The sequence below is a fragment of the Velocimicrobium porci genome (genome assembly GCF_009696045.1).
GTDB lineage: Bacteria > Bacillota > Clostridia > Lachnospirales > Lachnospiraceae > Velocimicrobium > Velocimicrobium porci.
The window spans coordinates 1-21045 of sequence record NZ_VUMT01000023.1; the positions used below are offsets into that span (position 1 = coordinate 1).

Sequence of the window (21045 nt, forward strand, 5' to 3'; positions counted from 1 at the left end):
TAGTCGGTAAAGATTCTTTGTAAGATATTCATAACCCTATTATGCAGGAAAAATTAACAAAAAGAAACCCCTAAATTCCCTCAAGATTGAGGGCAGGGGAGTTGAAGTGTCGAAGACACTTTTTTATGAAAAGAAAAATAGTGTTTGGAAAATCAGAATAAGTGTGTTAAAATGTATTTGTAAGATTTTGCGAAGGGATGGCAATGTGAGAAGATGGAAACTATAAGCCATAGAAACGTGGATGAAAGAAGAAAAAGAGTACGACGATTAAAAAAACTAATAGTAGCCGTTGTAATTGTAACATTATTATTGCTTACTGTTTGCTGTCTGTTATTATTTTTTAAAATTGAAAAGCTGGAGAGCCGTGTAGACACTATAGTAGCAAAAAAGAATAATATAGAAGAATTTACTTCAGAAGAGAAGGTTGCTTCTTCAATTGTGTATTCAGCAGATACCAAAACGAAAGAACAATGGGAAGGCAAGGACTCGGAAAAATTAACAAAAGAGGAAGAGCTTGATAAAACAATTAAGGAAAAAAAGGTATATTTGACATTTGATGATGGACCTGGGCAATATACAGATGAATTATTAGATGTTTTGGCCGAATATGATATAAAGGCTACTTTTTTTGTTATTGGAAAAAGTGATGAACATTCGATAAAGATGTATAAAAGAATCGTAAAAGAGGGGCATACACTTGCAATGCACTCTTATACTCATAAATATGACAAGATTTATGAATCGGTAAAAATGTTTGATGAAGATTTTAATAAATTAAGTGATTTGTTATATGAAGCGACAGGAGAAAGACCGAAATATTATCGTTTCCCGGGAGGAAGCAGTAATACAGTGAGTAATCTTCCTATGACAAATTTCATATCTTATTTGAATAAAAAAGGGATTACATATTTTGATTGGAATGTAATCAATGGAGATGCAACGGGTAAAAAGCTATCTTCAGAACAGATGATAAACAGTGTGATGTCGGGAATAAGACAACATGATACATCAATTGTACTTATGCATGATATGGTATCAAAGAATACAACGGTAAAATCGTTACCGGCTTTGATAGAAAAATTGCAGAAAGAAGATTATGTAATTCTTCCAATAACAAAATATACAAAAGCAATTCAGCATGTGAAAGCTGAATCTGTGAAATAGAAACACAGGAGGTACATGGAATATGAATTTTTTTAAAGATTTAAAAGAAGACCTGTCTCAGGCTGTGAACGAATTGATACCTGAAGATGACCTTTTAGGAGATGAAGAATACGTTGACAATCTGGATGATGAATTATTAGGATTGAATGATATAAAAGAAGATAGCAATGATAAGGATAAGGAAGAAAATTTGCTGTCTGATACAGATGAAATTGACTTTGATGCGATATTAAAATCAGCAGATGAACCAATTGTAAGTACATTGGGCGATGAACTTTCTAGTACATTGGAGGCTTCTGCAGCTTTTAATTTGGAAGATGAGAATAAGGAAATTGAACTATCTGCAGATGAGCCTGAAGTAGAAAAACATGAAATTGAGGACCCTGAAGAGGTAGACGATGATTTAAGTGATTTGATAAAAGAGTTTGAAAGTCAGATTATGACAGATGAAGCAGAGAATGAGTTTCAAACACTGCCGGATGATGATTTGAATCTGGAAAATCTTATGAATTCAGAGGAAGAGCTTGCTTTAGAAGAACCTGTATATCCGCTTGAAGAAGGAAATCTGTTAGTAAACGATAGTGATTTGGAAGAAGACATGCTTAACTTAGATGACAATTTAGAGCAAGCCATGAGTTTCGAAGAGGAGAATGTTGAAACAGACTTGATTGAACAAATGCTTCATGATAGTGATGAAAATGAAACAGAAGAACCGTTTGTTATGCCGGATGAATTAGCAGATTCAATGGAAGAAGAAGATAAGCCTGAACTGCTCGCTCAAGAGGAGGAAGGCGAGCCAATTCCTACCGATGCAGCTACTGAAGTGACTGTAATCACGAAAGGAACCAGAATTGCGAGTAATATTATTTCTGATGGTTCATTAGAGATTATGGGTACTGTAAAAGGCGATATTGAATGTCTTGGAAAACTGTCGATAACAGGACATGTAGCGGGCAATTTAAAAGCATCTGAAATATTTGTAAATACAACAAAATTACAAGGAAACCTTGTAAGTAGAGGAACAGTAAAATTAGGTGCAGGAACAGTTGTATTAGGTGACATCAAAGCGACATCAGCTGTAATTGCAGGTGCGGTAAAGGGTGAAATTGATGTAAATGGACCGATTGTAGTAGACTCTACCGCTATTATAAAGGGGAATATTAAAGCTAAGTCAGTTCAGGTAAATAACGGAGCCATAATTGATGGATATTGTTCTTTGACTTATGCAAATGTTAATATTGATAATTTTTTTGATGGAGAGAATGAGGAAAAATGAGCGAATATAAAAGAGTAATGCTAAAACTTAGTGGAGAAGCTTTGGCTGGAGAAAAGAAACAGGGATTTGATGAAGAAACTTGTATTAAAGTTGCAAATCAAGTTAAGCAGCTAGTAGACAAAGGGATTGAAGTCGGTATTGTTATTGGCGGAGGTAATTTCTGGCGTGGAAGAACAAGCGAAACAATTGACCGTACAAAGGCGGATCAGATTGGTATGCTTGCAACAGTGATGAACTGTATTTATGTGTCCGAAATTTTCCGTTATGTTGGAATGAAAACTCAGATTCTTACCCCATTTGAATGTGGAACAATGACAAAGTTATTTTCAAAGGATCGAGCAAATAAATATTTTAAAAAAGGAATGGTAGTATTTTTTGCAGGAGGAACCGGACATCCTTATTTTTCAACGGATACCGGTATTGTACTTCGGGCAATCGAAATGGAAGCAGACGTTATTTTGTTAGCAAAAGCAATTGATGGTGTCTATGACAGTGACCCAAAGACAAACAAAGATGCGAAGAAATATGACGTAGTTTCTATGCAGGAAGTATTAGATAAAAAATTGAAGGTCATTGATTTAACGGCAACGATTATGTGTTTAGAACAAAAAATGCCATTACTTGTATTTGGATTAAATGAAGAAAATAGTATTGTAAATACAGTAAGTGGTGCCTTTCATGGTACAAAAGTTACTGTTTAAAAGATATAGGAGGAAAAAAAATGAGTACAGAAATTGCAAAATTTGAGGACAAGATGAAAAAATCTTTAGCCAATTTGGAGGAAGAATATACATCAATTCGTGCCGGTAGAGCAAATCCACATTTATTGGATAAAATTAAAGTAGATTATTATGGACAGCCTTCCAACCTTCAATCGGTTGCGAATGTATCTGTGCCAGAAGCAAGAGTAATTATGATTCAACCATGGGAAGCTTCCTTAGTAAAAGATATCGAAAAAGCGATTTTAGCTTCTGATTTAGGACTTACACCAAGTAATGATGGAAAGAGTATTCGCCTTGTTTTTCCGGAACTTACAGAAGAACGAAGAAAAGAATTGGTAAAAGATGTTAAAAAACGTGGTGAAAATGCAAAGGTTGCAATCCGTAACATTCGAAGAGATGCAAATGACAGCTTTAAAAAACAAAATAAAGCAAATGAAATTTCAGAAGACGAATTAAAGCAAGCAGAAACAGAAGTTCAAAAATTAACAGATAAATATATTGCAGAAGTTGATAAAGCAATCGAAGCAAAATCAAAGGAAATACTTACTGTATAAGTTTTTGTTGAAAACATTGGATAAAGAGGTGCCTCGAAGTGACTTCGAGGCACTTTCTTAAGCCTATGTATATTTTGTGGAGGAAAAGACGAATGGAAGAAACACAACAAAATGTGCCAAATCATGTTGCAATTATTTTGGACGGTAATGGCAGGTGGGCAAAGAAAAGAGGATTCCCTCGAAATGCGGGGCATATGCAGGGGAGTAAAACAGTTGAAAAAATATGTGAAGAAGCGTATAATATGGGAATTAAGTATTTGACAGTATACGCATTTTCAACAGAAAACTGGTCACGACCAAAAGAAGAGGTCGATGCGCTAATGAAATTGCTTGGAACTTATTTGAAAAACTGTTTAAAAACAAGTAAGAAGAATAATATGAGAGTGCGTGTTATAGGAGATATTACACCGCTGAAAGAAGATTTAAAGGAAAAAATTATTGAATTAGAAGAAGTTTCTAAAAATAATACCGGACTTAATTTTCAGGTAGCTTTAAATTATGGAAGCAGGGATGAAATCATTCGTGCAATAAAAGAGATGATGCTAGATTACGAAAAGAACAAACTTACGCTTGATGAGATAAATGAAACATGTTTTAGCAATTATTTAGATACAAAAGGTATTCCAGACCCTGATTTGCTAATTCGCACAAGTGGTGAACAGCGTTTGTCAAATTATCTTTTATGGCAGCTTGCTTATACAGAATTTTATTTTACAGACGTTTTATGGCCGGATTTTAATAAAGCGGAATTAAAAAAAGCTGTGGAATACTATAATAGTAGAGAAAGACGCTTTGGTGGCGTAAAATAGAAGTTACGGGAGGAAATTATGTTTGGCAAGAGATTGGTAAGCGGTGTGATATTATTGATAATAACAATAGGAGTAGTGGCTTGTGGCGGTTCTGTTTTACTTGCAGTTGTATCACTGATTTCTCTGATTGGTTTATTTGAATTATACCGCGTTTTAAAAATGGAATTTTCTCCGCTTGCTTTTGCAGGATATGTAATTAGTCTTTTACTGGACGGATGTATTGCATATGGAGAAAAAGAATGGGCTTTGTATATTATTGCCGGAGGTTTACTTGTTCAGCTTATGATTTATGTTTTGTGTTATCCAAAATATCGCTCAGAGCATATCACAATGGCATTTTTTGGAATTATTTATGTAAGCGGTCTTTTATCTTATATTTATCAGGTTCGGACCCTGGAAGATGGGGCATTGATTGTATGGCTGATTTTTACAGGTGCCTGGGGATCAGATACTTGTGCTTATTGCGTTGGAAACTTATTTGGAAAGCATAAATTGCCTTCTAAATTGGCTACGTTAAGTCCACATAAAAGCCTGGAAGGATGCGTTGGAGGGATTGTTGGAGCAGCTTTAATTGGAGCAGTGTATGCTTATTTTGTAAGAGCAAATCTTACTGGAATAGAAAATCCGGTTCTGGCGTTTGCTGTTATTGGAGCATTTGCTTCTGTTTTATCTCAGTTTGGAGATTTAACAGCTTCAGCAATTAAAAGAAACCATAATATGAAAGACTATGGTACTTTAATTCCTGGACATGGAGGAATTTTAGACCGTTTTGACAGCATACTATTTACAGCACCTTTAGTATATATGCTTGCTATTTTATTTTAATTCGGAAAGATATGGGTATAGAAATGAAGAAAATATCAATATTAGGTTCAACTGGTTCAATTGGAACACAGACATTAGAAGTAGTTCGTGCCTATCAAAAAGATTTAAAAGTAACTGCACTTGCTGCTGGAAGTAATATTAAACTTTTAGAACAACAGATTTTAGAATTTAAACCAAATGTTGTATGCGTATATGATGAGGAGAAAGCAAAAGAATTAAAAGACAAATTATCTTATTTGAAGATACCGATTTTATCCGGCATGGATGGACTAATTGCCTGTGCAACAGAACGGGAAGCAGAGATTGTTGTTGGTGCTGTCGTTGGAATGATTGGGATAAGACCTACGATTGAGGCAATTAAGGCGAAAAAAGATATTGCCCTTGCAAATAAGGAGACCCTTGTAACGGCAGGGCATTTAATTATGCCATTAGCAGAAGAAAATAAAGTTGCACTATTACCGGTTGATAGTGAACATTCTGCAATTTTCCAGGCTCTGCATGGAGAGAATAAAAAAGAAGTAAGCAAGATTCTTTTGACAGCCTCTGGTGGACCATTTCGAGGAAAAACAAAAGAGGAGTTAAAAAATATTCAGGTAGAAGATGCACTAAAACATCCAAACTGGGCAATGGGACGAAAGATTACAATTGATTCCTCTACTATGATTAATAAAGGATTAGAAGTCATCGAAGCAAAGTGGCTGTTTGATGTCGATTTTGAACAGATAGAGGTAGTAATTCAGCCACAAAGTATTATTCATTCGATGGTAGAATATAAAGATGGAGCTGTTATTGCACAACTTGGTACTCCGGATATGCGACTTCCAATTCAATATGCTTTATTTTATCCGTCAAGAAGACCAGTGGAAGGGGAACGACTTGATTTTACAAAGATTGGAAAAATTGATTTTTGCAAACCAGATATGGAAACATTTTATGGCCTTCGTCTTGCATATGAGGTTGGGAAAAAAGGTGGTAGTATGCCAACTGTGTTTAATGCGGCAAATGAAGCTGCAGTAGCAAAATTTTTAAATAGAGAAATATCCTATTTAGAAATTCCAGAAATAATTGAGTATTCGTTAAGTAAGGCTACATGGAAGGAAAATCCTACTTTAGAGGAAATCCTTTCGATTGAACAAGAAACATATGAAAATATAAATAGAAAATGGAATTAGAAAGAGGTTATTATGAATATTATTGTAGCGATATTAATATTTACTGTAATTGTAGTAATACATGAATTAGGACATTTTCTTTTGGCGAAAAAGAATGGGGTGTCAGTAACTGAATTTTCTGTTGGTATGGGTCCTAGAATTATCACTTATGCAAAAACAAACACAGGAAAAAATATGGTTCGTTTCTTTATTTCCCAGAAGAACTTTGAGAATTGTGAAGAATGGGAAGGAAAAACAAAATATTCCTGGAAAATATTCCCTGTAGGCGGTTCTTGTATGATGGTTGGCGAGGATGAAACGGTAGAAGATGAGAATGCGTTTAATAAAAAAGGTGTTTGGGCAAGAATTTCTGTTATTTTTGCCGGACCATTTTTTAACTTTATTTTGGCATTTGTACTTAGTATGATTTTAATTGGTTCGATTGGGTATGATCCGTCTATTGTTTCTTCCGTTGATACAGGTTACCCAATGAGTGAAGCAGGGGTAAAAAAAGGCGATAAAATCCTTGAAATTAATGGAGAAAAAATCTCTCTTGCAAGAGAAATTGGAGCTTACTTTCAATTCAACCCATTGACAGAAGATTCTTCTCTGGATATTACTTATGAGCGTGACGGAAAAATAAAAAGTGTAACAGTACAACCGAAATTGGATAAAGAATTAAACCGTTATCGTCTTGGTTTTGGTTACGCAACACCATATAAAAAAGCGAATCCGGCAGAGGTTGTAAAATATAGTTTTGTAGAGGTAAAATACTGGATTAAAACAACGGTTCAATCATTGGGACAATTAATTGTAGGAAAAATTGGAAAAGATGAAATTGCAGGACCAGTTGGAATTGTAGATATGGTTGGAGGAGTAATTGAGCAAAGCTCGGAATATGGAATTAAGATGGTCTTACTAAATGTTATGAATATGTGTATTTTATTAAGTGCCAATTTGGGGGTTATGAACTTACTTCCAATTCCTGCATTAGATGGCGGACGACTTGTATTTTTATTTATTGAAGCACTCCGTGGTAAACCGATTGACCCAGAGAAGGAAGGTATGGTTCACTTAATCGGATTAGTTGCATTGATGATTATTATGGTACTTGTTATGTTTAATGATATCAGCCGTTTAGTATAGGAGGAATTTTGTAATGGTTCGAGAACATACAAAAGTAATTACAGTTGGCAATCGCAAGATTGGAGGAGGAAATCCAATTTTAATCCAGTCTATGACGAATACAAAAACAGAAGATGTAAAAAGTACAGTAGAGCAGATTCATTTATTAGAGTCTGCCGGCTGTGATATTATTCGTTGTGCTGTTCCTACGATGGAGGCTGCAAATGCGTTAAAGGAGATAAAAAAAGAAATTACGATTCCACTTGTAGCAGATATTCATTTTGATTACCGCCTTGCAATAAAAGCAATGGAAAATGGAGCAGATAAGATTCGGATTAATCCGGGCAATATTGGATCAAAAGAACGTATTTTGCAGGTAGTACAATGTGCGAAGGAGAGAAATATTCCAATTCGTGTTGGAGTGAACAGTGGTTCTTTAGAAAAACAGCTAGTTGAGAAATATGGTTCTGTTACAGCCGAAGGACTTGTAGAAAGTGCACTAAATAAGGTTAAACTGATTGAAGATATGGGATACGATAATTTGGTTATCAGTATAAAATCTTCGAATGTGTTAATGTGTATTAAAGCACACCAATTAATCGCAAAACAAACAGACTATCCGCTTCATGTGGGAATTACAGAGGCAGGAACTCTTTACTCTGGTAATGTCAAATCCTCCGTAGGACTTGGGGCAATCCTTTCCCAGGGTATTGGCGATACCATTCGGGTATCGTTAACCGGCGCTCCGATTGAAGAAATAAAGACAGCAAAATTAATTCTTCGGACATTGGGACTTCGAACAGGCGGTATTGAGGTTGTATCATGTCCTACCTGTGGAAGAACAAGAATTGATTTAATTGAACTTGCTAATAAGGTGGAGGCTATGGTACAGGATATTGATTTAGATATTAAGGTTGCCGTTATGGGATGTGTGGTCAATGGTCCGGGTGAAGCGAAAGAGGCTGACATTGGAATTGCAGGAGGAATCGGTGAGGGACTTTTAATTAAGAAAGGCGAAGTTGTAAAGAAGGTTCCGGAAGAAAAGCTATTGGATGTGCTTCGAGAAGAATTAATTCATTGGAACAAAAATTAAAACTTGTTAGTATAATCTCAAAATAAGGATGAAAGAAGGAAGTTCATGGTATTTTTTGAAGTCTTTGATAATCTATCGGTTGGACAGGATTTACAAAAATTATTTGAAGATGTTGTTGTCGAACGTGTTGTAGCCTCTAGAAATCATCAGCGGCTTAAGGTATATTTGATGAGCAGGCGGTTAATTTCATATCAGAACTTGAAAAAGATGGAGTACCAGATGAAGAAGCAATTGTTCTCTGGTACTCCTGTTATGCTAATTTTTATTCTAAAATATGAATTGCCTGAAAGTTATACACCGGAAAAATTATTGCCAATTTATTTCGATAGTATTGTAGAAGAGTTTCGAGAGGAAAGTGTGATTGATGCTAATATTTTAAAAAGTGCAGAATGTCATTTTAAGGAAGAAACATTGATTCTTTCTTGTGAGGATAACTTTGTAATAAAGGAACGTTCTAAGATTATCAAACAAAAATTGGAAGCAATCTTTAATGAAAGATGTGGTTTCGGGATTCAAGTAGGATTTTCTTACTATGAAGCAGAGGAACAGGAAGCGGAAGAAGAGGTATTTGCGTATACACCTGTTAAAACATTAAATGATAGAAAAGAAACGAAAGAAAAAGAACGGAATAAAATACAAAACCAGAAAAATGAACAGCCCAAAAAATCGTTTGAAAAAGCAAAACGAAGTTTCCGAAAATTACCCGAGGATCCGGACATTATTTTCGGTCGTTCGTTTGATGGAGAATTGACTAAAATTGTTGATATTCAGGATGAGATTGGTGAGGTTGTCATCCATGGAAAAGTACTTAAAGTCGAGAGCCGGGAATTGAGAAATGAAAAAACAATTATTACTTTTTCTGTTACCGATTTTACAGATACCATTTGCGGCAAGATTTTCTTGAAAAATGAACAGGTAGAAGACCTTTCAAAAGAACTGAAGGAAGGAAGCTTTGTTAAGTTAAAAGGAATGGCTTTGATGGATCGATACGATAGAGAAATTGGAATTAGTTCCATTGTGGGAATAAAAAAGATACCTGATTTTACAGTTCCGCGTATTGATCAAAGCAAAAAGAAACGTGTTGAGCTTCATGCACATACATTAATGAGTGATATGGATGCAGTTGTTGATCCAAAAACGCTGATAAAACGTGCAAAGTCATGGGGACATCAGGCGGTGGCAATTACCGATCATGGAGTTGTTCAGGCATTCCCGGATGCTAACCATGCTCTATCAAAAGATGATGATTTTAAAATTATTTATGGTTGTGAAGCATATCTTGTAGATGATTTAAAACAGATTGTAGAAATGGATCAAGGACAAACATTAGAGGATTCTTTTGTTGTGTTCGATTTAGAAACAACAGGATTTGGTCCGGTCAAAGACCGTATTATTGAAATTGGAGCGGTCAAGGTGGTAAATGGGAAAATTACAGACCGCTTTAGTACATTTGTAAATCCGGATATTCCGATTCCGTTTAAGATTGAGCAGTTAACTGGAATTAATGACGACATGGTACTTGATGCACCGATGATTGAAGAAGTTCTTCCTCAATTTTTAGAGTTTTGTGAGGGGTGTGTACTAGTTGGTCATAATGCTCAATTTGACGTTGGATTTATTACACAAAAAGCAAAAATGCTTGGTATAGAAACTAATTTTACAGTTGTAGATACAGTAGGAATGGCAAGAGCACTGCTTCCAGAATTAAATAAGTTTAAGTTAAATATTGTTGCGAAGGCACTTGATATTTCTTTAGAGAACCATCATAGAGCAGTTGATGACGCCGGTGCGACTGCAGAAATCTTTTTAAAGCTTTCAGAGCGTTTAAAAGAGCAGAGGATTACGACTTTGGAAGGACTAAATAAGCTAAGTAAAGTTTCTGCTTCTGTTATAAAAAAAATGCCAACGTATCATGCTGTTATTTTAGCAAAAAATGATACGGGAAGAATGAATTTGTATCGACTGGTATCGTTAGCCCATATTGATTATTATAGTAAACGTCCGCGTATTCCAAAAAGTGTATTTGAGGAAAATAGGGAGGGTCTTATTATTGGATCTGCCTGCGAGGCGGGGGAATTATATCAGGCAATTTTACGGCAGCAGTCACAGGAGGAAATTGTTCGTCTTGTAAACTTTTATGATTATTTGGAAATCCAGCCTCTTGGGAATAATGAATTTATGATTCGTTCGGACAAGTATGGTGATATTAACAGTGAAGAAGACTTAATTGAGATAAATAAAAAGATTGTCAAGTTAGGCGAAGAGTTTAATAAACCGGTTGTAGCAACCTGTGATGTGCATTTTTTGGATCCAGAAGATGAAGTTTATCGACGAATTATTATGGCAGGAAAAGGATTTAAAGATGCAGACCAGCAGGCACCATTATATCTTCGTACAACTGAAGAAATGTTAGAAGAATTTTCTTACTTGGGAAAAGAAAAAGCCGAAGAGGTTGTTATAACCAATACGAATATGATTGCAGACATGATAGAAAAAATTGACCCGGTACGTCCGGATAAATGTCCACCGGTAATTGAAAATTCTGATGAAGATTTAAGAAAAATTTGTTATGACAAAGCACATTCGATGTATGGAGAAAAGCTTCCGAAAATTGTAGAGGAACGCTTGGAAAAAGAATTGAAGTCCATTATCAGTAATGGATTTGCCGTTATGTACATTATTGCACAGAAGCTTGTTTGGAAGTCAAATGAAGATGGTTATTTAGTAGGTTCAAGGGGCTCTGTAGGTTCTTCTTTTGTTGCAACGATGTCTGGTATTACAGAAGTTAATCCGTTGCCGGCACATTATTATTGCACCAATTGTTTTTACTCTGACTTTGATTCCGAAGAAGTGAAGGCATATGCAGGGAAGTCAGGCTGTGATATGCCGGATAAGTTGTGTCCGGTCTGTGGAAAACCATTAAATAAAGATGGGCATGAGATACCATTTGAAACATTTTTGGGCTTTTACGGAGATAAAGAACCAGATATCGACCTTAACTTTTCAGGGGAATACCAAAGCCATGCCCACGACTATACAGAAGTAATCTTTGGAAAAGGTCAGACATTTCGTGCCGGAACAATTGGCACTTTGGCAGAAAAAACGGCATATGGTTATGTACTTAAATATTATGAGGAACGGGAAATTCATAAACGGCGGGCAGAGATTGAACGGATTGTAGAAGGTTGTGTCGGTGTTCGAAGAACAACAGGTCAGCATCCGGGGGGAATCATAGTACTTCCAATTGGGGAAGAAATTTATTCCTTTACGCCGGTACAAAGACCGGCGAATGATATGACAACTACAACGATTACAACACATTTTGATTATCATTCCATTGACCATAACTTATTAAAATTAGATATACTTGGACACGATGATCCGACTATGATTCGTATGTTAGAAGACTTGACGGGAAAGGATGCAAAATCAATCCGCTTAGATGATGAGAAGGTGTTGTCTTTGTTTGACAATGCAAGTGCATTAAATATCAAGCCGGGAGATTTACCTGAGCTTGACCTTGGCAGTCTTGGTATCCCTGAATTTGGAACAGAATTTGTTATGCAGATGCTTCGGGATACAAAGCCAAAGTCATTTTCGGATTTGGTGCGTATTTCTGGTCTTTCTCATGGAACGGATGTATGGTTAAATAATGCCCAGTATTTTATCAGTGAGGGAAAATGTACCTTGTCAACTGCGATTTGTACACGTGATGACATTATGACATTTTTAATTCATACAGGAGTAGAGAATGGACTGGCATTTAAGATAATGGAGAGTGTCCGTAAGGGAAAAGGTTTAACACCGGATATGGAATCTGCAATGATTGACGCCGGTGTTCCAGATTGGTATATTGAATCTTGTAAACGAATCAAGTATATGTTTCCAAAAGCACATGCAGCTGCTTATGTTATGATGGCATTTCGAATTGCATGGTTTAAAGTTTATGAGCCACTTGCCTATTATGCTGCTTATTACAGCATCCGTGCGTCTGCTTTTAACTATGAATTAATGTGTCTTGGAAGAGAACGCTTAGAGATGTACATGGAAGATTATCGGAGGAGAAGTAATACACTTACTAAAAAGGAGCAGGATACTTATAAGGATATGAAAATTGTTCAGGAAATGTATGCAAGAGGATATGAATTTATGCCAATTGATATTTATAGCGCGAAGGCAAGTCACTTTCAGATTATAGACGGAAAGCTTATGCCGGCATTAAGCAGTATTGATGGTCTTGGAGATAAGGCAGCAGATGGTATTGTTGAAGCGGCAAAGCAAGGCAAGTTTTTATCAAGAGATGATTTTAAGCAACGCTGTAAAGTGAGTGGAACTGTAGTTGATTTAATGGCAGAGCTTGGACTTTTAGGTGATTTACCACAGTCTAATCAAATGTCTTTAATGGATTTTCTGACAATATAGCGTGTTGTAAATAATGTTGTTTAAAGGGGTGATTCAATGGGCAATTTAATAAATTATATTGAAACATATGGAACGTATTCATTTGAAGAAAGACCATTTAATGATATTGATAATTTGATTTTGTCACAATTATCTTACTTAAAATATGATGGAATTGTTCCGGGAATTTTAGAGAAGAAAAATGGAATTAAACTACTTGATATTTTAACGCATCCAGACAGATATAAAATGTTTACCGATGAACGTTATAAAGTAGTGAATCGTTCTCTATTTGAAGCACTAGTCTTTAGCAGACGTTTTCAGACGATGCGATTAAACCATTATATACAAATAACAGATACTAAAAAAGAATCTCAGTTTTCAGCGGTTACCTTTTTTTTAGATGGAGGTAATATCTATCTCGCATATCGGGGAACAGATGAAACGATTGTTGGCTGGAAAGAAGATTTTAATATGGCATTTCTTTCTCCGGTGCCGGCTCAGGAAGAGGGTCTAAAATACTTGAATTTGGTTGGGAAAAAGTTAAAACAGCCATTTTTTGTAGGAGGTCATTCTAAAGGAGGAAATATTGCAGTCTATGCATCTATGAAATGTGAGCCGGCGATAAAAGAAAAAATTCGGGCAATTTATAACAATGATGGTCCGGGGTTTCGAAAGGAAGTATTTGATGAAAAGGGATTTGAGCAGATAAAAGATAAGCTGATTAAACTTGTTCCTCAGTCGTCATTGATTGGAATGTTGTTACAAAATCAAGAAGAATATCAAGTAATAAGAAGTACGGGTAAAGGTGGAATTGGTCAGCATGACCCATTTACATGGGAAATAAAGGATGATTCCTTTATCTTTGTTGAGGATATTGATAAAGGGCATAAACGATTGAATGAACGTTTAAATGAATGGGTTGCCGGATTAGATGAGAAACAGATAAAGACATTTGTAGATACGCTATATCAGCTGATTTCTATTACGGAAGCAAATACACTGATGGATTTGTCAGACGAATGGAAAGATAATGCGATTAAGATTGCCGGTGCCTTTAAAGATGTTGATGGTGAAACAAAAAGGGTATTAAAAGATATTATTGCTGCTTTGTTTTTATAAAAAAGAGAAGCCAACGGCAGAATGTTGGCTTCTCTTTTTTTCTATAGTTAAAAGAATGTACTATATACTATTTTAAATTTTTTGGAACATTTCCTTTTCCATAGTAAGCAATTAAGTATAATTCCTTTAATTCGGATACTAATGGTAAACGTGGGTTAGCAGTTGTACACTGATCGCTGAATGCCAAATCAGATAAATCATCAACTTTTGCTAAGAATTCTTTTTCATCAATGCCGTATTCTTTTAATGTAGCAGGGATTTCTAAGTATTCATTCATTTCTTCTACTTTCTTTGCTAACATTTCTACCGCATCGTCATTGTTCTTAGGATTAAAACCAAGTTTTTTCATTAAAGCGAAAATTTTATCTCCAACGATATAGCTTTCATATTTTGGCCATGATGTAAATTTAGTTGGATTTGCTACTCCGTTATAACGAACTACATGTGGAAGTAAGATAGCATTTGCACATCCATGAGGAATATGGAATTCTCCACCAAGCTTATGAGCTAAAGAGTGGTTGATTCCAAGGAAAGCATTTGTAAATGCCATACCGGCCATAGTAGAAGCATTATGCATTTTTTCGCGGGCTAATGGATCACTAGCACCTTTGTCATAAGAATCTTTTAGGTAAGTAAATACCATTTCGATTGCGTGAATTGCAAGAGCATCGGTGTAATCAGAAGCTAAAATAGAAATATAAGCCTCAATAGCATGTGTTAATACATCCATACCAGTCCATGCTGTAGATTTCTTAGGAACACTCATTACAAATTCAGGGTCAATGATTGCTACATCCGGAGTTAATTCATAATCCGCTAATGGATATTTTTTATTTTCTTTTTTATCAGAAATAACAGCGAAAGAAGTAACCTCAGAGCCTGTACCGGATGTTGTTGGAATTGCAACTAATTTTGCTTTCTTTCCTAACTGAGGGAATTTATAAGCACGTTTTCTGATATCTAAGAATTTAAGTGACATGTTCTTGAAATCAGCTTCTGGGTTTTCATAGAATAACCACATACCTTTTGCAGCATCGATTGCAGAACCACCACCAAGTGCGATAACAACGTCTGGTTGGAACTGGTTCATGGATTCAACACCCTTCATAATTGTTTCTAAGGATGGATCTGGTTCAACCTGATCAAAGATTTCACAATGAACATAGTCTTCACGTTTTCTTAATTGGTAAAGAACTTTATTTACATAACCTAATTGTGTCATAGCAGGGTCAGTAACGATAAATGCCTTTGTGATATTTGGCATTTTAGCAAGATAACTTGTAGAACCTGCTTCAAAATAAATTTTACTTGGTACTTTAAACCACTGCATATTTACTCTCCTCTTTGCTACACGCTTTACGTTTACTAAGTCTACAACAGATACGTTATGAGTTGTAGAGTTACCACCGTAAGAACCACAGCCAAGAGTTAAGGATGGCATGTTTGTATTGTAAAGGTCACCGATTGCACCGTGTGTAGATGGTGAATTTACAAGAATACGTCCAGTTTTCATACGGTTTGAAAATTCTGTAATTACTTCTTGATTTGTAGAATGGATTGCAGAAGAGTGGCCCATACCTCCATTTGCAAGCATTTGTTCACATAATGTAAATCCTTCTTCTACATCTTTTGCTTTTAATACAGCAAGTACCGGAGATAATTTTTCTTTAGAAAGTGGATATTTTGGACCTACTCCATCAATTTCACAACATAACACTTTTGTGTCAGCAGGAATATCGAATCCGGCAAGTTTAGCAATATATGCAGGTGATTTTCCAACAATATCAGGATTTACAGAACCTTTTTCTAAATTAATAACAACAGGTTCTAATTTTTTTACCTGTTCTTTTGTTGCGAAATAGCAACCGGCTTTTTTCATTAAATCAATTACTTCTTTATATACAGGAGCTTCAATAATAGCGGCCTGTTCAGAAGCACAAATCATACCATTATCAAATGATTTGGAAAGAACTAAATCGTTTACTGCTCTTTTCAATACAGCTGTCTTTTCGATAAAGCATGGTACATTACCAGGTCCAACACCAAGTGCAGGTTTTCCACAAGAATAAGCTGCTTTTACCATTCCAGGACCACCGGTAGCAAGAATCAATGCAACACCAGGGTGATTCATTAATGTGTTTGTAGCTTCAATGGATGGATATTCAATCCACTGGATACAGTTTTCTGGCGCACCAGCTTTGATTGCTGCATCTAATAATGTTTTTGCAGCAGCAGCAGAGCATTTTTGTGCATTTGGATGGAATCCAAAGATAATTGGATTACCGGTTTTAATACAAGAAATACTCTTAAACATAGTAGTAGAAGTTGGATTTGTTACTGGAGTAACACCAGCTACAATACCAACTGGTTCAGCAACTGTCATATAATCTTCTTCTTCATTATCTTCTATAATACCAACTGTTTTTTGATATTTGATAGAATGCCAGATATATTCGGTTGCAAAAATATTTTTTGTAATTTTATCCTCATAAATACCACGACCAGTTTCTTCGACAGCCATTTTAGCAAGTTCTTGTTGTTTTGCTAGACCAGCTAAAGCCATTTCATGAACGATGTTATCAATTGTTTCCTGATCTAATTTCTTCAATTCCTGTAAAGCAACTTGTGCTTTTTTCACAAGCTCATCAACATGTTCTTGTGGGGTTGGTTGTTTCTTTTCTGCCATAGTACATATCCTCCTAAAATTTAGCGTTAAAAAAATAACGAACATTGTTAAAAAAATAACTTACGCTATTTAGTATATCATTAGAAAAATTTCTTGTAAAGTTTTTTTTTATAAAAAATCATATTTTTTTGAAAAATTGTTAAATTTATCTATATTTATTCGGATATTTGGAAAAAATTCAGCAAAAAGATGGGTTATAATCAAGAGAAAAATGGTTGATTTCTTGTCAAGATGTGTTAGAATAAATCGGGAAATTGAAATTAGAATAAAAAATGTTGTGTTTGTCAAGGAGGTAACAATGCTGAAAGAAGATTCAACAATTGGAAACATAAAGCATGAAGTGCTTAGAAAAGTTGCAAAATATACATATCAAGGAGCACTGGAAGAAAATATAGATAAAATTCCATTTGAAATAATACCGGGACCACAGGCAAACTTCCGATGTTGTATTTATAAAGAAAGAGAAATTATCAGACAGCGTATTAAACTGGCTAAGGGAGAACGTTTATCAGGTGATAAAGAGGATAAAAATGTAGTCCAGGTTATTTCTTCTGCTTGTGAAGGATGTCCGATTACACGTTTTGTTGTAACTGATAACTGCCAGAAATGTATGAGCAAGAAATGTCAGCAGTCTTGTAATTTTGGGGCAATTTCAATGTTGCGTGACAGAGCTTATATTGATCCCCATAAATGTAAGGAGTGTGGTAAATGTTCAAAGGCCTGTCCATATAATGCAATTGCAGACTTAATGCGTCCATGTAAGAGAAGCTGTCCGGTAAATGCAATTAGTATGGACGAAAACCATATTGTTGTCATTGATAAGAAGAAATGTATTCAATGCGGTTCTTGCATTAAAGATTGTCCATTTGGAGCAATTGGGGATGTTTCTAGTTTGGTCGATGTGATAAATGAGCTGAACAGGAAAGACAAAAAAGTATATGCAATGGTAGCTCCAGCCGGAGAAGGACAGTTTGGAGCAGATGTGCCAATGGGGGCACTGAGAGAAGCGATAAAAGCCTTGGGGTTTGAAGATATGTATGAAGTGGCTCTTGGCGGCGATTTAGTTGCTGACAGTGAGGCTAAAGAATGGGCGGAAGCATATAAGGAAGAGAAAAAAATGACAACTTCCTGTTGTCCTGCTTTTGTCAATATGATACGGATTCATTTTCCACAGCTTCTGAATAATATGTCAACAACAGTTTCACCAATGGCTTCTGTTTCTAGAATGATTAAAAAAATGGACGAGGAAGCAATTACCGTGTTTATAGGACCGTGCATTGCGAAAAAGTCAGAAATAGTTGATGAATCTGTTAAAGAAAATGCGGATTATGTGTTAACATTTGAGGAATTAGATGCTATGTTCCACGCAAGAAAAGTAAATCCGGCAGATTATAGTTGTGAGCTTCAGCAGGGAAGTATATATGGCAAACGTTTTGGTAATGCGGGAGGTGTTACTAAAGCGGTAGAAGAAGCATTAAAAGAACATGGTGAAGAGCTTTCAATAAGAGTCCGTCAATGTAGTGGTGCAGCCGAATGTAAAAAGGCACTTACTTTATTAAAAGCAGGTCGTCTGCCAGAAGACTTTATTGAAGGTATGGCCTGTGAGGGAGGTTGTGTAAACGGACCGGGTAGTGTTCGACCAGAGCTGTTAGCTAAAAAAGATAGAGAAACATTACTTTCCCAGGCAGATGGCAGAAAAATTGTGCCTACAATAGAACCTTATCAGGAAAAATATGAATTTTCAATGCATCGAAAATAAGACGTTATAAATTAAAAATTGTTTGTAATAGTATATGAGGATTTAGGCAAGAAAAGGCTTGCTTAAATCCTTTTTCTGTTTTAAAAAATTTAGTTCGATACCAAAACTATTCATGATTTCGAAAAAATATATAAAAGTCATAAAATAGAAAAATATATCACACAAATAGCAAAAAATAATATAAACTATTGCAAAATACGTACATATGATGGTATAATATCTTTAACAACGTAAGATTTAAAAATAAAAACCATCAAATGAAAATAATATTATTAGGGGGATAGGTATGAAAAGGAAAAAAAAATCTATGGGATTTCGAAAAGTTCTTTTTTTAACAGTGAGCATTACATTGACATTGATTTTAGTTATAACAACATATAGCGGATATACATCATCCAAAGAAGCAATTTTTAAGTCAGAGAAAAAAGAGGCAATAGAGTCTGTCAGTAAATATGCGAATCTGTTTGATGGATGGCTTTCGTCAAAAGAAATGCTCGCAACTACAATGTCAAAGGCGATAGAACAGGGTGAGATAAAAAATAAAAATCGCAGCTATGTAGCACCATTAATTAAAAGCATCATAGACACAACCGATGGACTTTTAGATTCTTATGTTGGGTTTGAAAATAAAGAAATGTATGTTTCTGTGAACCCGGTACCAGATGATTATGATTGTACAAAACGTGACTGGTATCAGAAAGCTAAGGAAAAGGGTGAAGCGGTTTATACTTCACCTTATATGGATGCGAGTACGGGTCAGATGATTATTACAATCGCAGCACCTTGTTATGAAAAGAATAAATTAATTGGTGTTTACGGTTGTGATATTGCAGTTGATTATTTGGTAGGTCTGGCGTCAGAGATTAAAATAACAGAAAATGGATATCCTGTTTTTATTGATGAAGATAATAATATACTTGTCCATAAAGAGAAAAAATATCTTCCTTCTATTTCAAGTGGAGAAGAGGAAAAAACAAATTTAAATAGTCTTGATTGTGATTACAAATCGATTATTAACAAATTAGAAAATGGAGAAACACAATTTGCGACCGGAAAAGATGTTGATGGTGAAGAAAAGTATTTTAGTTTTTCAAAACTGGATACAACAAAGTGGGTAGTTGGATATGTAATACCACAAGAAGATTTTAATGCTTCCATTAATAAGATTGTAAGAAAATTTGGAATTATTCTGATTATTTCTGTGATTATTGGAAATATCTTTGTTTCGATTATACTTACTAAAATATTAAAACCACTGAAGAAGATGAAACAAATGGCAGACGAAATGTCAAAAGGAAACTTAAATGTTACATTTCAGTATAATGGAAATGATGAAATAGGAGCACTTTATCATAGTATGGAGTCTACGAACCAAACAATAAAAGGATACATAAAAGACATCAGTTATGCATTAGGTGAAATGGCGGAAGGCAATTTCAATGTATGGATTGATAAGGAATATGTTGGTGACTTCAGACCAATTAAAGAGTCGTTAAACAAAATTATAATGAGTCTGAATAAGGTGTTTTATGAAATCGGCGAAGCTACTTCTCAAGTATCAGAGGGAGCTGACAATGTAGCACAAGAGGCTACCAGTCTTGCATCTGGAGTATCTGAACAGACAATGACGATAAAACAGTTAGAAGAATCAGTTAATCTTGTTGTAAATAAAGTGGAAAATAATAAAAACAATGCGATATATGCTAGAGAATTAGCAAGCAAATCGAAAACAGAAATTGAAATAAGCAATGAAAAAATGGAGTCACTTTTACAGGCTATGAAAGAGATTTCTGAAATGTCGGAGGAAATCCATAAAATAGTAAAAACGATTGATGACATTGCATTCCAAACGAATATACTATCACTAAATGCAGCAGTAGAAGCAGCACGTTCCGGTGAGGCAGGAAAGGGATTTGCAGTTGTTGCGGATGAAGTTAGAAATCTGGCAGGAAAATCTTCTTTAGCTGCCAGTCAGACCGCAGATTTAATTGAGAGAACAGTAGAGGCTGTAAAAAAAGGCGGAGAGCTTGCGTATGAAACCGCTCAGTCCCTTTCTTCGGTTGTCGATAAGACTGTTGAGGTAGATAAATATATGGAAGGAATTGCGGAATCCTCCAATGATGAAGCTAAATTTATGGGCGATATTTCAAGTGGCATTGATACAATCACCAGTGTTGTAGAAAGAAACAATTGTGGAGCACAAAACAGTGCCGCTTCTAGTGAAGAACTTAGTGGTCAGTCAACTGTAATGAAAGAAATGATTGGAAGATTTCAGCTTAGACAGGAAGAGTTATAAAATTGTAAAGATTATGTAAAAAATGATATAAAAGTAAATCTGTCCCTTTTTTTATAACAGCT

14 protein-coding genes are annotated in these 21045 nt (G+C 35.3%); 13 read left to right on the forward strand and 1 reads right to left on the reverse strand.

Features of this window, described 5'->3' with window-relative positions; all coding sequences use genetic code 11:
- The first annotated feature begins 213 nt into the window (after nucleotides 1-213).
- The 11 genes from FYJ58_RS12235 to FYJ58_RS12285 all read left to right on the forward strand — a co-directional run bounded on the left by FYJ58_RS12235 (nucleotide 214) and on the right by FYJ58_RS12285 (nucleotide 14242).
- The gene (locus FYJ58_RS12235; RefSeq protein WP_154520012.1) at nucleotides 214-1164 is read left to right on the forward strand and encodes a polysaccharide deacetylase family protein; all 951 of its coding nucleotides are present in this window, start codon (nucleotides 214-216) and stop codon (nucleotides 1162-1164) included.
- Nucleotides 1165-1186: 22 nt separating this feature from the next.
- Nucleotides 1187-2440: a bactofilin family protein gene (locus FYJ58_RS12240; protein ID WP_154520013.1), complete on the forward strand. Its 1254-nt coding sequence runs from the start codon at nucleotides 1187-1189 to the stop codon at nucleotides 2438-2440.
- Nucleotides 2437-3141, forward strand: coding sequence for a UMP kinase (gene pyrH, locus FYJ58_RS12245; RefSeq protein WP_154520014.1), 705 nt, complete (start codon nucleotides 2437-2439; stop codon nucleotides 3139-3141). Before FYJ58_RS12240 ends, pyrH begins: the two co-directional genes overlap by 4 nt.
- Nucleotides 3142-3161: 20 nt before the next feature.
- The gene (gene frr, locus FYJ58_RS12250) at nucleotides 3162-3716 is read left to right on the forward strand and encodes a ribosome recycling factor (protein WP_154520015.1); all 555 of its coding nucleotides are present in this window, start codon (nucleotides 3162-3164) and stop codon (nucleotides 3714-3716) included.
- 92 nt (nucleotides 3717-3808) lie between these two features.
- Nucleotides 3809-4525: an isoprenyl transferase gene (locus FYJ58_RS12255; protein ID WP_154520016.1), complete on the forward strand. Its 717-nt coding sequence runs from the start codon at nucleotides 3809-3811 to the stop codon at nucleotides 4523-4525.
- 18 nt (nucleotides 4526-4543) lie between these two features.
- The gene (locus tag FYJ58_RS12260) at nucleotides 4544-5350 is read left to right on the forward strand and encodes a phosphatidate cytidylyltransferase (protein WP_154520017.1); all 807 of its coding nucleotides are present in this window, start codon (nucleotides 4544-4546) and stop codon (nucleotides 5348-5350) included.
- A gap of 23 nt (nucleotides 5351-5373) precedes the next feature.
- Entirely contained in the window at nucleotides 5374-6522 is a 1149-nt protein-coding gene (locus FYJ58_RS12265) for a 1-deoxy-D-xylulose-5-phosphate reductoisomerase (RefSeq protein WP_154520018.1), read from the forward strand.
- Between the two features lie 12 nt (nucleotides 6523-6534).
- Nucleotides 6535-7647, forward strand: a complete 1113-nt coding sequence (gene rseP / locus FYJ58_RS12270; protein WP_154520019.1) for an RIP metalloprotease RseP — start codon at nucleotides 6535-6537, stop codon at nucleotides 7645-7647.
- Nucleotides 7648-7660: 13 nt separating this feature from the next.
- A complete protein-coding gene (ispG, locus tag FYJ58_RS12275; RefSeq protein ID WP_154520020.1) occupies nucleotides 7661-8719 on the forward strand; it encodes a flavodoxin-dependent (E)-4-hydroxy-3-methylbut-2-enyl-diphosphate synthase in 1059 nt (352 codons plus the stop codon).
- Between the two features lie 45 nt (nucleotides 8720-8764).
- Nucleotides 8765-13141 carry a PolC-type DNA polymerase III gene (locus FYJ58_RS12280; protein WP_154520021.1) on the forward strand — a complete coding sequence of 1459 codons (4377 nt, stop codon included), beginning with the start codon at nucleotides 8765-8767 and terminating at the stop codon, nucleotides 13139-13141.
- A gap of 36 nt (nucleotides 13142-13177) precedes the next feature.
- Nucleotides 13178-14242, forward strand: coding sequence for a DUF2974 domain-containing protein (locus FYJ58_RS12285; protein ID WP_154520022.1), 1065 nt, complete (start codon nucleotides 13178-13180; stop codon nucleotides 14240-14242).
- Between the two features lie 67 nt (nucleotides 14243-14309).
- Here FYJ58_RS12285 and adhE read toward each other — a convergent pair whose 3' ends face one another.
- Nucleotides 14310-16928 (reverse strand): bifunctional acetaldehyde-CoA/alcohol dehydrogenase, encoded by a 2619-nt coding sequence (adhE, locus tag FYJ58_RS12290; protein ID WP_154520023.1) that lies wholly within the window; start codon nucleotides 16926-16928, stop codon nucleotides 14310-14312.
- 298 nt (nucleotides 16929-17226) lie between these two features.
- Between adhE and FYJ58_RS12295 the strand changes: the two genes are divergently transcribed.
- Both FYJ58_RS12295 and FYJ58_RS12300 read left to right on the forward strand, forming a co-directional pair.
- Entirely contained in the window at nucleotides 17227-18687 is a 1461-nt protein-coding gene (locus FYJ58_RS12295) for a 4Fe-4S dicluster domain-containing protein (RefSeq protein ID WP_154520024.1), read from the forward strand.
- Nucleotides 18688-18973: 286 nt separating this feature from the next.
- Nucleotides 18974-20983, forward strand: coding sequence for a methyl-accepting chemotaxis protein (locus FYJ58_RS12300; RefSeq protein ID WP_154520025.1), 2010 nt, complete (start codon nucleotides 18974-18976; stop codon nucleotides 20981-20983).
- The last annotated feature ends 62 nt before the right edge of the window (nucleotides 20984-21045 follow it).